This window comes from Vibrio maritimus (assembly GCF_021441885.1).
Lineage (GTDB): Bacteria > Pseudomonadota > Gammaproteobacteria > Enterobacterales > Vibrionaceae > Vibrio > Vibrio maritimus_B.
The window spans coordinates 2,198,414-2,211,453 of record NZ_CP090438.1 but is presented as its reverse complement, the minus strand read 5'-3'; the positions used below and the strand labels follow the sequence as shown (position 1 = coordinate 2,211,453).

The 13,040-nt window shown below is 47.1% G+C and carries 13 protein-coding genes; 12 read left to right on the top strand and 1 reads right to left on the bottom strand.

The genetic code is table 11. The features are described 5' to 3' along the window. Window positions 1–46 precede the first annotated feature (46 nt). The 12 genes from LY387_RS10025 (at window position 47) to mnhG (ending at window position 12,387) form a co-directional block, all read left to right on the top strand. A complete protein-coding gene (locus LY387_RS10025; RefSeq protein ID WP_234493983.1) occupies window positions 47–1,420 on the top strand; it encodes a YcjX family protein in 1,374 nt (457 codons plus the stop codon). Continuing rightward, entirely contained in the window at window positions 1,417–2,436 is a 1,020-nt protein-coding gene (locus LY387_RS10020) for a YcjF family protein (protein WP_234493982.1), read from the top strand. The genes LY387_RS10025 and LY387_RS10020 overlap by 4 nt, the downstream gene beginning before the upstream one ends. 317 nt (window positions 2,437–2,753) lie before the next feature. After that, a complete protein-coding gene (locus LY387_RS10015; RefSeq protein ID WP_234493981.1) occupies window positions 2,754–4,172 on the top strand; it encodes an SLC13 family permease in 1,419 nt (472 codons plus the stop codon). Window positions 4,173–4,178: 6 nt separating this feature from the next. Further along, window positions 4,179–5,504 carry an ATP-binding protein gene (locus LY387_RS10010; RefSeq protein WP_419153408.1) on the top strand — a complete coding sequence of 442 codons (1,326 nt, stop codon included), beginning with the start codon at window positions 4,179–4,181 and terminating at the stop codon, window positions 5,502–5,504. After that, on the top strand, window positions 5,491–5,964 hold the full coding sequence (locus LY387_RS10005) for a response regulator (RefSeq protein ID WP_128650052.1): 474 nt from the start codon (window positions 5,491–5,493) through the stop codon (window positions 5,962–5,964). The genes LY387_RS10010 and LY387_RS10005 overlap by 14 nt, the downstream gene beginning before the upstream one ends. A gap of 46 nt (window positions 5,965–6,010) precedes the next feature. Further along, a complete protein-coding gene (locus LY387_RS10000) occupies window positions 6,011–6,361 on the top strand; it encodes a rhodanese-like domain-containing protein (RefSeq protein ID WP_234493979.1) in 351 nt (116 codons plus the stop codon). Between the two features lie 443 nt (window positions 6,362–6,804). Then, window positions 6,805–9,447 carry a hydrogen gas-evolving membrane-bound hydrogenase subunit E gene (gene mbhE / locus LY387_RS09995; protein ID WP_234496096.1) on the top strand — a complete coding sequence of 881 codons (2,643 nt, stop codon included), beginning with the start codon at window positions 6,805–6,807 and terminating at the stop codon, window positions 9,445–9,447. After that, entirely contained in the window at window positions 9,447–9,800 is a 354-nt protein-coding gene (locus LY387_RS09990) for a Na+/H+ antiporter subunit C (RefSeq protein ID WP_042477366.1), read from the top strand. The genes mbhE and LY387_RS09990 overlap by 1 nt, the downstream gene beginning before the upstream one ends. Further along, the gene (locus tag LY387_RS09985; RefSeq protein ID WP_234493978.1) at window positions 9,800–11,305 is read left to right on the top strand and encodes a proton-conducting transporter membrane subunit; all 1,506 of its coding nucleotides are present in this window, start codon (window positions 9,800–9,802) and stop codon (window positions 11,303–11,305) included. Before LY387_RS09990 ends, LY387_RS09985 begins: the two co-directional genes overlap by 1 nt. Further along, a complete protein-coding gene (locus LY387_RS09980; protein WP_234493977.1) occupies window positions 11,302–11,778 on the top strand; it encodes a Na+/H+ antiporter subunit E in 477 nt (158 codons plus the stop codon). The genes LY387_RS09985 and LY387_RS09980 overlap by 4 nt, the downstream gene beginning before the upstream one ends. Window positions 11,779–11,815: 37 nt before the next feature. Then, complete coding sequence (locus LY387_RS09975) at window positions 11,816–12,094, top strand: cation:proton antiporter (RefSeq protein ID WP_419153446.1); 279 nt, start codon at window positions 11,816–11,818, stop codon at window positions 12,092–12,094. After that, window positions 12,091–12,387 (top strand): monovalent cation/H(+) antiporter subunit G, encoded by a 297-nt coding sequence (mnhG, locus tag LY387_RS09970; protein WP_128650048.1) that lies wholly within the window; start codon window positions 12,091–12,093, stop codon window positions 12,385–12,387. Before LY387_RS09975 ends, mnhG begins: the two co-directional genes overlap by 4 nt. A 264-nt stretch (window positions 12,388–12,651) precedes the next feature. Here the strand turns inward: mnhG and LY387_RS09965 are convergent, their stop codons facing one another. Next, window positions 12,652–12,981 carry a hypothetical protein gene (locus LY387_RS09965; protein WP_234493975.1) on the bottom strand — a complete coding sequence of 110 codons (330 nt, stop codon included), beginning with the start codon at window positions 12,979–12,981 and terminating at the stop codon, window positions 12,652–12,654. Between the last annotated feature and the right edge of the window lie 59 nt (window positions 12,982–13,040).

Below are 13,040 nucleotides of genomic sequence, written 5' to 3'. Positions count from 1 at the left end.
CGTATAGTGCACACTGTTCCTCGTTATTTGTATTGGAGTAAGTTGAATGAACCGCATTGGTCAAGAAGTCTCAGATTTGTTGCATCGAAGCCTAGATTCTCACGTTCGAATTGCTGTGACTGGTCTTTCTAGGGCGGGCAAAACAGCATTTATCACCTCATTGGTGAACCAGCTACTTCATACCTCGACACACGATAATTTGCCTCTGCTCGAGTGTGCGAGGGACGGTCGTCTTATCGGCGCGAAGCGAGTACCACAGTCGAATTTAATGGTTCCACGCTTTGCCTATGATGATGCGATGGCGCAACTGCACTCGACGCCACCTGAATGGCCTCAGCCAACTCGAGATGTCAGCGAAATCCGACTAGCGGTGAAATACAAGCCAGCCAAAGGTGCCAAGCGCTTATTGAGTAAGACGTCGACCCTCTTCATCGATGTTATTGATTACCCAGGGGAGTGGCTGCTGGATTTGCCGTTGCTCGATCTTACTTTCGAAGAGTGGAGTGAACTTCAGTTTGCTAATCTCTCCGGCATTCGAAGTGAGTGTGCACAACCATGGCTGGAAGCACTAGATAGTTTTGATGGTGCGGCGGAAGCCAATGAAAAAGTTATCGCGGAGATTTCTCAAACATTCACTGAGTACCTGTTTGCATGTAAAGACCGAGGATTACATTGGGTGCAGCCGGGTCGATTCGTATTACCCGGCGAACTCGCAGGCGCACCTGTTCTGCAGTTCTTTCCGTGCAAGCCGTCGACAGATAAGCCTGAAAAAGGCAGCGGCTACGCGATGCTAAAACGTCGCTATGAAGAGTATCAAACCAAGGTGGTTAAACAGTTCTATAAAGAGCATTTTGCAACCTTTGATCGTCAAATCGTGCTGGTGGATTGTCTACAGCCTTTGATGGCTGGAGACGAAGCATTCAATGATATGAAGCAAGCGCTTCAACAGATTATGAAGAGCTTTCGCTACGGTCAGTCGAACCTACTTAGACGCTTATTTGCCTCGAGGATCGACAAAATACTGTTTGCGGCGACCAAAGCTGACCACGTGACACCGAACCAGCATGGCAACTTAGTGAGTTTGTTGCAGCAAATGGTTCACCCTGCGTGGCAAGAGACGGCATTTGAAAATATTGAAATGAGTTGTATGAGCGTTGCTTCAATACAAGCAACTGAGGCCGGGTTTGTTGGTAATGGTGGTGATAGCTCGCCAGCGCTACGAGGCACCACGCTCGAAAACCAAACGCTAACCTTGTATCCGGGTGATGTGCCAGCAAGGTTGCCAAAACCGGAATTTTGGCAACAAAACGGCTTTGAGTTTACCTCATTTAGACCTCTTGAAAGTGCACAAGATGCTCCTTGTGGTCATATTCGTCTTGATAAAGCGATGCAGTATTTGATTGGAGACAAACTTCGATGAGTGATGTGAAAAACAGAAAAGTCTTTAACGAAGATTTGTCCAACGTTGAACAAACTTTGGACATGAACAGCCAAAAACTGTTTGAACCTGAGCAAACCTTCGTTCCTGTTGAGCCAGGCTCGGTAGAACAAGAAGATGAAAAACAGCTGGAAAAGACCATTCGTGGTAGCAGTAAGAAAGGCTGGATTGCGACCACCTTCCTAACTGCATTTGCAGGTCTTGTCGGCTGGCAGGCGATCGATAACGTCATTACCGCTGCGACTACGGGTGACTACCTATCTTTGGGCTGGTCAGCCTTGGTCACCGGTGTTGCCGTTATGGGTATCGGCGCGTTTGGTAAAGAGCTCTTCAAGCTGCGCAAGCTTAAGAACCATTTTTCGGTACAAGAAGAAGCGCAGGCATTATTGGATAATGACGCAGTCGGTAAAGGCGAAAAATTCTGCCAAAAACTGGCGCAAGAAGCGCAGATACCTGCAGAAAACCCATCGTTTGATCGCTGGCAAAACAGTGTGCATAGCGCCCATAGTGATGCTGAAGTGCTGGATATGTATCAGTCTATGGTGCTTACCGAGCAAGACAAGAAAGCGATGGCATCGGTATCTAAGCTCTCTGGAGAGGCTGCCATACTTGTCGCTCTGAGCCCGTTAGCGATTGCCGACATGCTGCTTATCGCGTGGCGAAACTTTCGTATGATCGACCATATTTCTGAGATCTACGGTGTAGAGTTAGGTTATTGGTCAAGGTTGAAGCTGTTTAAATTGGTGTTGGTGAACATTGCCATTGCTGGCGCGAGTGAGTTAGCTATTGAGTCGAGCGCTGACATACTGTCGATGAACTTGGCTGAAAAACTATCGGCTCGTGCTGGACAAGGTTTGGGTGTGGGTTTAGTGACGGCTCGTCTAGGGTTGAAGACCGTTAGCTTAATGCGTCCTATACCTTTTACACAGGAACAAACACCGCGACTTGGCTCAATCAGAAAGTCCGTGATTGAAAGCCTCAAAAATAAACTGAATTAACTGCCAATATCCCCACTAAGTACGTCATCCTCGAGAAATCGAGGATCTCCTAAAGCGCATGGCTAATTGTCAGCCAGTGACGGAGTCACACCAATCAGGCTTTTCACGCGTTGTATGAGATCCCCTTTTTCAAGGGGATGACGTTGTTTTTTCAAAATCGGCGAATGGTTAATACAACCAGAGCTAAATTGATACTCAAATCACATTCCAAGAAACTTGATGATATTTATGAGGAAACTTTGATCCTACGCTAAGTCGTTGGCTGCATAGTGGCGTGATACTGCTCACAGTAATCTATTCTCAGGACGAGCAGTATCATGCAAAAATATCTGAAGTATATCATTCCGATATCGATCCCCTTGATCGTACTACTTCTACCATTATCCGCATTCCCTTTCGAAGGATTGACCATAGTTCAGCAACGCGTCATTGCCATCTTCCTATTGGCGGCACTCTGCTGGGTATTCGAGCCAATTCCAATTTACGCCACGTCTGTTGTCATTATCGTTCTCGAACTCTTGTTGGTCTCAAACAAGGGGGTATACCTATTTCGGTCAGGAGAAGGGCAAGCGCATTTCGGTGAGCTTCTTAATTACAATGAAATCATGGCAACCTTTGCCAGTCCGATTATCATGCTGTTTTTGGGTGGCTTCTTTCTTGCGATGGCCGCGACTAAGTATCGCCTAGACGTTAACTTAGCGCGCGTACTGCTTAAACCATTTGGCAGTGATCCTAGGTTTGTGATGCTTGGCCTGATGCTGATTACCGGTATTTTCTCGATGTTTATGTCGAACACGGCAACCACAGCGATGATGCTATCGATTTTGACGCCTGTGATTGCGGTGTTTGGGCCTAAAGATCCAGGACGCATCGCCTTTGCTTTGTGTATCCCAGTCGCAGCAAACATTGGCGGTATTGGCACGCCCATTGGCACGCCGCCTAATGCGATAGCACTAAAATACTTGGTCGGTGATAACTACATTAGCTTCGGTGAGTGGATGGCATTCGGCGTACCGTTTGTCGTTGTGATGATGGCGCTAGCGTGGATGTTGATTAACTTTCTTTACTCGGCTGACCAAAAGAAAATTGAGTTGTCGATTAAAGGTAAGTTCCTCAAAACGCCAAAAGCCATCATGGTTTACATCACCTTTGCGCTGACCATTATCTTGTGGCTAATGGGGTCGAGTCATGGCATGAACTCTTACACGGTTGCCTTGATTCCTGTCGCTATCTTCTCGTTAACTGGCATCATTAATAAAGAAGACCTTAAGAAGATCTCCTGGGATGTACTGTGGTTGGTATCAGGTGGTATCGCGCTGGGTCTAGCGCTGGATAAAACTGGTTTGGCTCGCTTAGTCGTTCATAGTATTCCGTTTGATGAATTCTCACCTTATGTGGTGCTATTTGGTGCTGCTTTCCTTTGTCTGTTAATGGCTAACTTTATGTCGCATACAGCGACGGCAAACTTGTTAATGCCGATTATGGCCGCACTAGGCACATCAATGACATCACTGACACCACTCGGTGGTGAACTGACATTGATTTTGGTGGTAACCTTTGCAGCGTCACTTGGTATGTCTTTGCCAATCAGTACGCCGCCAAACGCACTTGCACACGCAACGGGGCATGTACAAAGTAGTCAAATGGCGCGTGTGGGTGTGATTTTAGGTGTGGTTGGTGTGATGCTAAGTTTTGTCTTGGTATGGCTACTCCATGCGGTAGGACATATAGGATAAATGCCAATGGATCTATTGGTTCGCCACTATTTTTCAGAGCCAAGTCGTCAGGTCTCTTTCGATGCCGAGCAAGTTGTGCTTCGTCAAGAGGCGCACAATGACCGACTCTATTATGTGTTAGAAGGGGAACTTGAGGGATATTTCGAGAGCGACCAAGATGGCAAGCTCACCAAACTGTTTAATGCCTCGCAAGGGGCATTCATTGGTGTACACAGCTTTTTCTCGGGTACGTGGGTGGCGTCATCAACCGTTATTGCAAAAACCGACGTAACGCTTGCTTGGATTGATAAACACACCGAGCCGGTCGAGCCTGAGCAATACGGTCCGTTGAGTGCGCAGTTTATGCCGGTGATGGTGAATGAGCTCTCACGGCGTCAAAGAAGAGCCAAGCAAGAAGCGTTAGCAAAAGAAAAAGCACTGCAGCGTCTTCATACTGCTGAGCAAATGACAACGCTTGGTCAGCTTGCTGCAGGCATCGCTCATGAGCTCAATAACGCCATCGGTGTGGTCAACAGCAAAACAGAGCGAATGCAGCAAGACTTGCTTCAGCTGCTTGAAGAGCTTCACCCTGAAGTAAGTGGCTACTTTGATGTAGGACTTATGCAGGGACAAGCTGTCTCATCGAGTGAAGTTCGCCGAATTGCGAAGCGCTTTCAACGAGACTATCGCTTAGATAGAGATATTGCTAAGCAGCTCGCCAGAGCTTTGGGTGATAACACGGTGCCAGAATCTTGGCTTTCTGATCCTTCTAAAGCCCTAAAGTACTGGGGCATGGGTAGAGATCTTCACGATCTCAAAATTGCCGCTAGGCACACTGTAGGTATCGTGAAATCAGTAAAACAGCTGGGTCGGACTGATGGCGAACCGGATGAGCTTCTAGATATCAACGATACAATTAACAAAGCGCTTGCGCTGCTGCAAAGTGATTTAAGAAGAGTCTCGGTACGGATGCAGCCCGCTGTGCTACCACTTATCAAAGGTGCGTCGACGGAGTATGTTCAGATCTGGAGCAACATCCTAAAGAATGCATGTGATGCACTTCAGCAAACCGATGCACCCAATATCAATATTCAAACTAAGTTCGTTAATCAGCGTATTTTGGTCACGATTGCCAACAACGGCCCTGAAATCGATGAGCCAACACGCAGAAAAATCTTTCAGCCTAACTTCACCACTAAGAAAGGTGGTCTCTCATTCGGTTTGGGGTTAGGACTATCAATTGTAAAACGAATCGTCAGCGAGATAGGGGGGACCATTGCGGTTAAAAGCGATGAGACTCGCACCATCTTTCGCGTCAAGTTACCAGTAGGAGAAGCATATGGAGAAGCTTAACGTCATCTGTGTTGATGACCAAAGAGAGGTACTCAGTGCCGTCATTCAAGATCTTGAACCCTTATCAAGCTGGCTAAACATTGAAGACTGTGAGTCTGGTGAAGAAGTGCTGGATCTCATCGAAGACCTTGATGCAGATGGTGAAAGCATTGCTGTGATTGTGTCTGATCATGTGATGCCAGGTATGACAGGCGTAGAGCTTTTGACCGAGCTATCGCGCGACAGTCGTTTTAAAGAGACTAAGAAGGTGTTGCTTACTGGACAAGCGACACACTCAGACACCATCACCGCAATTAACACTGCTGGCGTGAGTCACTATTTCGAGAAACCTTGGAAGGCAGAAGAGCTGGTCAGTTGTGTGCGCTCCTTGGTCACAGCGTATATTTTTGATCGTGGCTTCGACTATCAGCCGTATCATGAAGAGTTAGATCAAAATATCGTACTGGAAAGGCTGCGCTAAACTCAAAGTTTGCGACGACTTCTCGCGTGATTACCAAGGAGAGAATATGAAGATATTTGTTAACTGTTTTCTGCTTAGCCTTTTGTTTGCATTTAGCTCTGTTCAAGCAAGTGAAAGGGCGCAGCAAGGTTGGCAGTGGATAGAGGAGGGAGCGATGGTTATCGATGTCCGCACACCAGCAGAGTTTAATGAGGACCATCTTGATCAAGCTGTAAACTATCCACTTTCGGAATTGGATAAATACATCGGAAATCTCGACAAGTCGCAACCGATAGTGCTTTATTGCCGCAGCGGCAATCGTTCTGGTCAAGCCTTGCAATATCTATCTTCCAAAGGCTTTACAGCGCTTCATAACGCTGGTGGTTTGAATGAGATGAAGATTGAAGCCCCTCAATAATTTTGTAAAACAATGAACTTCAAGCCCGAATAGCAGTCTTAAATTCGGGCTTTTTAACGCTCGTTAGTAACCTTCCTACCTCAGTCATGTAATATGACTAGCCTGCTCGTGACAGTTCGTTACAAATAGACATTTAATCTGCCTAATTAGCAATATTTGGGCGCAAACAGTCGAACTTTCTCATCTAAAGAAACGCTTTATTTAACTCTTGCATCGAATTTTACAGTTCCTACCTAGAACCTTAGAACGGCTCAAGGATAGAATTGGCTTCGATTTTTATAGTGCATATGTGGTTTTTGGTTCGGATTTTCCGATGTTTATATCAGGGAGCCTAATCTGGACGAAAAATAAACCCGCATACGTTGCACAATAGTTAGAGAGAAGTGAGTGTTACCTTGAGTATCGAGAGAGCCGTCATTAATAGCGGGGCACAAGACCAAACAATTAGAGCGGAGCAGCCAAACTCATCTCTATGGTTCGGTCTTTTTGCGTTGTTTCCGTTACTGATCTTAGCGGCAGTGTTGTCGCTATACAGCCCTGAAGGCGTTCGTTGGAGCCTTCCTTGGGTCCCAAGTTTGGGGCTAGCATTGAGTTTTCGACTCGATGGGCTGTCGTTTTTGTTTGCCTGCTTGATTAGCGGGATAGGGACTATGGTGCAGATTTATGCGCTAGCGTACCTGAGAGAACATAAACAAAGATTTGCCTTTCATTGCTACTTAACGGCGTTTATGGTGGCGATGCTAGGTGTTGTTCTTAGTGACAACGTGTTGTTGCTGTTTGTCTTTTGGGAACTGACGACCGTAACCTCTTATCTCTTAATCGGGTTTAACCATGAGGCGCTCAAGTCTAGAAAGAATGCACTGCAGTCATTGTTAATTACCGGTGCGGGTGGTCTGGCACTGCTTGCTGGACTTATTCTGCTTGGTTCTATGGCGGGCAGTTACGAGCTAACTGGCATTTTGTCGCAGGCCGGTGAGCTTTCTAGTCATTCACTGTTTTTGCCTTCTCTGGTTCTTATTCTGCTGGGTGCGCTGACAAAATCAGCTCAATTCCCATTCCACTTCTGGCTACCCAATGCCATGGCGGCGCCAACTCCAGTCAGTGCCTATCTGCACTCTGCCACTATGGTAAAAGCGGGTATCTACTTATTGGCCGTCGTATCTCCGATATATGCACATACTGAACTCTGGTTCTACACCTTGACGATCATGGGTGGGTTTACGGCCTTGTGGTGCGCATTGATGGCACTCAAGCAGACCGACCTTAAGCTGATGTTGGCATACAGCACCACAGTCGTGCTTGGAAAACTGACCTTCTTGTTGGGTATTGGTAGTGACTTAGCGCTTAAGTCAGCTTTAATGCTTATCGTCGCTCATGCGCTCTATAAAGCGGGCCTTTTCATGGTGGTAGGTAATGTCGATAAAGCGGCAGGTACACGTGAGATCAGTCAGCTACGCGGTTTACGCTCAGTATTAAAGATAAGCTTTGTTGCCGCGGTGATTGCGGTTCTATCGACGTCAGGCGTTCCTCCACTACCTGGATTCCTCAGCAAGGAGTACATGTATAAAGCGGGGCTAGAAGTGAGCAACTGGGCTGTGTTTTTGATGGTGCTGGTGAACGCGTTGACCGTGACTTTGGTCATGGCGCTACTCATTAAGCCATTTACGACACGTCATCAAGGCGAGCCAACCAAGGTTAAGCCTGTGGAGATCAACAAAGGTCTGTGGATCCCACCGTTTATGCTCGCAATTGTCAGTGTGATTGCAACTGTTGCTGGATTGGGTTGGTTAAATGAGCAAGTGATTATCCCTGGGGTAACGACCATTGCACCTGTGTCTGATCCGGATCCAGTGAAAGTGTGGCATGGCATTAATACACCTCTCATTCTCAGTGGCATTACCTTACTGCTTGGTGTGTTGATGTACAAAGTCTACCCAACGTTTACCGCCTTGCTAGAACGTACGCTACCAAAATTGCCATGTGCCAACCGAGTGTTTGATCACTTGCTTGAAGCTATGGTGAGCTTTGCTAAGTGGCAAACAAACCTGCTTCAGACCAAGCGCATGAGCGTCTATGGGCTGTTATCGTTCGGTGCGCTGGCGGTACTGCTTATCAGCCAAACCCCAATGTCGCTCAGTCAGTTCGCGGGTCGTTTAGATGGCATCAAGCTGTATGAAATCGTTGTCGCGGCACTGCTGATTGTCTCATCGTTTGTAGTGATTATCTCAAGAACCAAGTTCTTAGCGGTGGCCGCACTTGGCATGATTGGATTCATGACCACTTTGGTATTCATGATCTACAGCGCGCCAGATGTCGCGAAGACTCAGCTTCTAGTAGAAACCTTAATGGTAGTCTTCCTAGTTCTGTTGATGCGCCACGTGCCTAAGCTCTCGACGGTTAAACAACACTCAAAAGGACGCCGCACTATCCACGCTTTGGTAGCAGGCAGTATTGGTATCGCAGTCACTATGGTGCTGCTTTCGATCACGGCTGAGCCGATGGACATGTCGGTATCTCAGTTCTTCAACGAACAGAGTGTGCCAGGTGGTCATGGTCGCAATATTGTAAACGTGATTCTGGTTGACTTCCGAGCGTTCGATACCTTCGGTGAAGTGTTAGTCGTCGCGCTGGCAGGTCTATGTGCCGTGAGCTTGCTTAAGCCAGGAAGCGTGCCATCCACAAAAGTGAAGTCACTGATCTTGGGCACGGCGTCTCATATTGTTGCGGCTCTAATGTTGGTGTTCTCATTGTATCTGTTGATGCGTGGCCATAACTCACCGGGTGGTGGCTTTATTGGCGCACTTATCGCGGTAATAGGCTTATCGCTTCTTATGTTCGCTGAGTCCCCTCAATATGTTCGAGAAAGGCTGCATTACGCGCCGTTTAGTATCGCTATGCTGGGGGTCTTCATTAGTTTTGCTGCCGGTGCGGTGAGTCTAGTGTTCAACCTGCCATTCCTGACAGGTCTGTGGTGGAAAGACGTGTTACCGCTAGGAACGCCACTTATTTTCGATATTGGTATTTACCTAGGTGTCATTGGTGGGGTGATGGGAATGATCCTCCATGTAACGGAGGAGATGGACTGATGGAAATGTTATGGAGTGTTGTCGTTGGTGTGTTTGTCGCATCTGGCATCTATCTGATGCTAGAGAGACATCTGCTTAGAGTCTTATTCGGCCTGATCCAACTGAGTAGTGCCGTCAACCTAGCTATTTTTAACGCGGGTCGATTAACGGTCGGTAACCCACCGCTCATTGATGGCGATGCCGTTTTACCGCATGTCGACGCGGCTAACCCGTTGCCACAGGCGTTAATTCTGACGGCAATCGTTATTGGCTTCGGACTCTTAGTCTTTACTTTGGTGCTGTTCTACCGCGCTTACCAAGAGACGCAATCAGCGGATATCGATGAAATGAAATATTCTGAGGAGCAGGCGTAATGTCAATATGGTTAACCTTGCCTGTGATCATGTCTGTTTTGACCGCCGTTTTGGTGTTCTTTACGAGACACAATCATAAGCTTGCTGAGGCGATAAGCGGCACGAGTGCGCTGTTTACCTTGCTCGGCAGCGTGTTCTTAATCAACGGTATTCTGGATAACGGTCCTCAGGCTGTGGCGTTTGGTCAATGGGCTGCGCCATTTGGTATTGTATTCGTTGCCGATTTTCTTTCCGCGGCAATGGTGGTTATCACGGCCATCATTGGTGTGGTGAGTGTGTTCTATGCGATGGCGGATCTGAAACAGAAACCGTCATATGGCGTGTTCCACTCGTTGATTCATGTGCTCCTTGCTGGTGTATATGGTGCCTTCCTGACCGGAGATATCTTCAACCTTTATGTCTGGTTCGAAGTCATGCTGATTGCATCATTTGGTTTGATGGTGCTCGACGCAAATCGTCAACAAGTGGACGGTGCGGTTAAGTATGTGATGCTTAACTTCATCTCGACACTCATGTTCTTGCTTGCTATCGGCTTACTTTATGGTGCAACTGGCACACTTAGTTTGGCAGATTTACACAGCAAAGCGGCTGACATCGCTCCTCAGACCAAGGTTCTGCTAGCGGCGTTGTTCCTATTTGGCTTTGCGGTTAAGTCGGCGCTATTTCCTTTGTTTGCCTGGCTTCCTGCCTCTTACCACACGCTTCCAAGCGGTGTGGTTGCGCTCTTCGCTGCGCTGCTCACTAAGGTTGGTATCTATGCATTAATGAGAGTTTTTACCCTCGTATTCCCATTGGCAGACAGTGGCTGGCAACCGCTCATGATTTGGGTGGCAGCACTTACCATGCTAACGGGCGTATTGGGTGCGGCAAGCCAATACAATGTGAAGAAGATCCTTTCTTTCCACATCATCAGTCAAATAGGCTACATGGTTATGGGGCTTGCCTTGTATACCCCGCTTGCCCTCGCAGGTGCGATTTTCTATATCGTTCACCACATTATCGTCAAAGCGAATCTTTTCCTCATTGGTGGTCTTGTTGAACGTAAGCACCAAACCAGTGAGCTGAGTGAATTAGGTGGCATGTACAAAGCGACACCATTACTGGCGTTCTTGTTCTTAGTACCAGCATTTTCCTTGGCAGGCTTCCCGCCGTTATCAGGATTCTGGGGTAAGTTTTTGGTTATCAAAGATAGCCTGCAAAACGAGTACTACATGCTTGCAGCTGTCGCGTTATTCGTCGGTCTATTAACTATCTTCTCCATGACCAAGATCTGGAGCGAAGTGTTCTGGAAGGCCAAACCGTCAAAGCAAAACGCGGAGACTTCAGGTGAAAAGCTTTGCAAAAAAACCAGAGCCTTGTATTACGCACCCATTGTCGTGTTGACCTCTATGACGTTAGTGATTGGTTTTGCGGCGGAGCCTTTCTTCCAGTTTGCCTTTACGGCGGCGGAACAGCTTCTTGACCCTAGTGCTTATGTCCATGCTGTTCTAGGAGGTGGTGCATGAACTATTTCTTTTTGAATGTGTTTTTGGGTGGCGCATGGATGCTACTCAATGGTGAATACACAGGCTTGAGTTTTGTTACCGGATTCGTGGTGGGTTACTTCGCTCTTAGGTTGAGTCAGCCATTTGGACTTAAGTCGAGCTATTTCAAGCGCTTCAGTGCTTCTATAAAGCTGTTCCTGTACTTCTGCTACGAGATGCTGGTATCTGCGGCTCATGTGGTCTGGGATGTTGTCACGCCGACACATCTTAGCGATCCAGACATTATCTATGTCCCGCTTGATGTGACCTCAGATCTTGAGATCACCTTGCTTGCTAACATGGTGTCACTGACACCGGGCAGCTTAAGTCTGGATGTGACTGAAGACAAGAAACACCTCGTGGTGCACGCCATGTTCGCACCCGATCACGATGAAGTGATTCGCTCAATCAAGAACGGTATGGAAAAACGAATTTTGGAGGTGACACGTGGATAGTTGGTTGTCATTTAGTATCAACTTTGCTTACGTCGGAATGCTGCTGAGCCTTGTACTGGTCTTTATTCGCTTGATTAAAGGTCCCACGCTTGCGGACCGCGTGGTCGCGCTCGATCTTATTGCTTTTATTACGGTTGGGTTTATCGCGGTACACACCTTGGCGAGTGGTCAAAAATCGCTACTTGATGTGGCGATCACCCTTGGCTTAGTCGCTTTCTTGGGAACCATCGCTTTTGCAGGCTTTATTGCCAAGCGTAATCAGCAACAGAGCGATTCAGAAAATCACGAAAGCCTTGAGCAAGGAGATAAGTCATGACGTTTATCACTGGGCTCTTACTCTGTATCGGTACGTTTTTTGTGTTGGTGGCGAGCATTGGGGTATTGCGTATGCCCGATCTCTACACCCGAATGCACGCATCGACTAAGGCTAACACTATGGGTCTGACAGCACTGCTTGCGGCAGTGGCGTTTGGGATGCCAGATATTACCGTGGTTTCCCGTGTACTTGGCACCATGCTGTTTATCTTGCTAACCGCGCCAGTTGCCGCTCATTTGCTGAGCAAAAGTATGTATTGGAATGGCTACAAAATGTGGCGAAAAAAGAAGTAATCGTCTCGCAATAAGGGGGGCGCTCTCTACCTCACTGTGAGACTTAGCAGTTTTATTATTGTCTAACCAAGGAGAGCCTATGCGTAGAAAAGAACTAACACTATTAGTCGTTGCCTGTGTCTGTTTTCTCATCACTTTAGTTGTTGGGAAATGAACACTCGGTAAGCCTCTATTAAGAGGTCATTTAAGCAGTATCTGAGGCTCCTTTTCAGGTTTCTCGATACTGCTTTTTTTATTCGTGGTATCACTAGCGGTTCATTGAACTTAGCTAAAGTCGAAGGCGGGATACTTGACCTTTATTCTCCGCTGTTCAGACATAAGCCTTTTAAACGACAAGGTTTCGGTCAGGCTAATCACCGCCTGTTCATCGCTATCTTTTAATATCGTGCCAGCGATCGTGTCACTGGTCCCGTCATTAAATGAGATTTCACCCTGAAATATATACTCACTGTTGAGCCCATTTTCAGCAATCGAAATGACTATGCTACTTTCTGCGATTTGTAACACCTCAAAGCTCTGTTGGGACAGATTTAGTGTTGGCCGCTCAGGCGTAGGATAATTTAGGCGATAGTGTTGTCTTTGATTTTCACTCATGTTTAAAGTCCCGCTAGATGCCACGTGCAAACAATCTAGGAAATATTTGCTGCTATTCG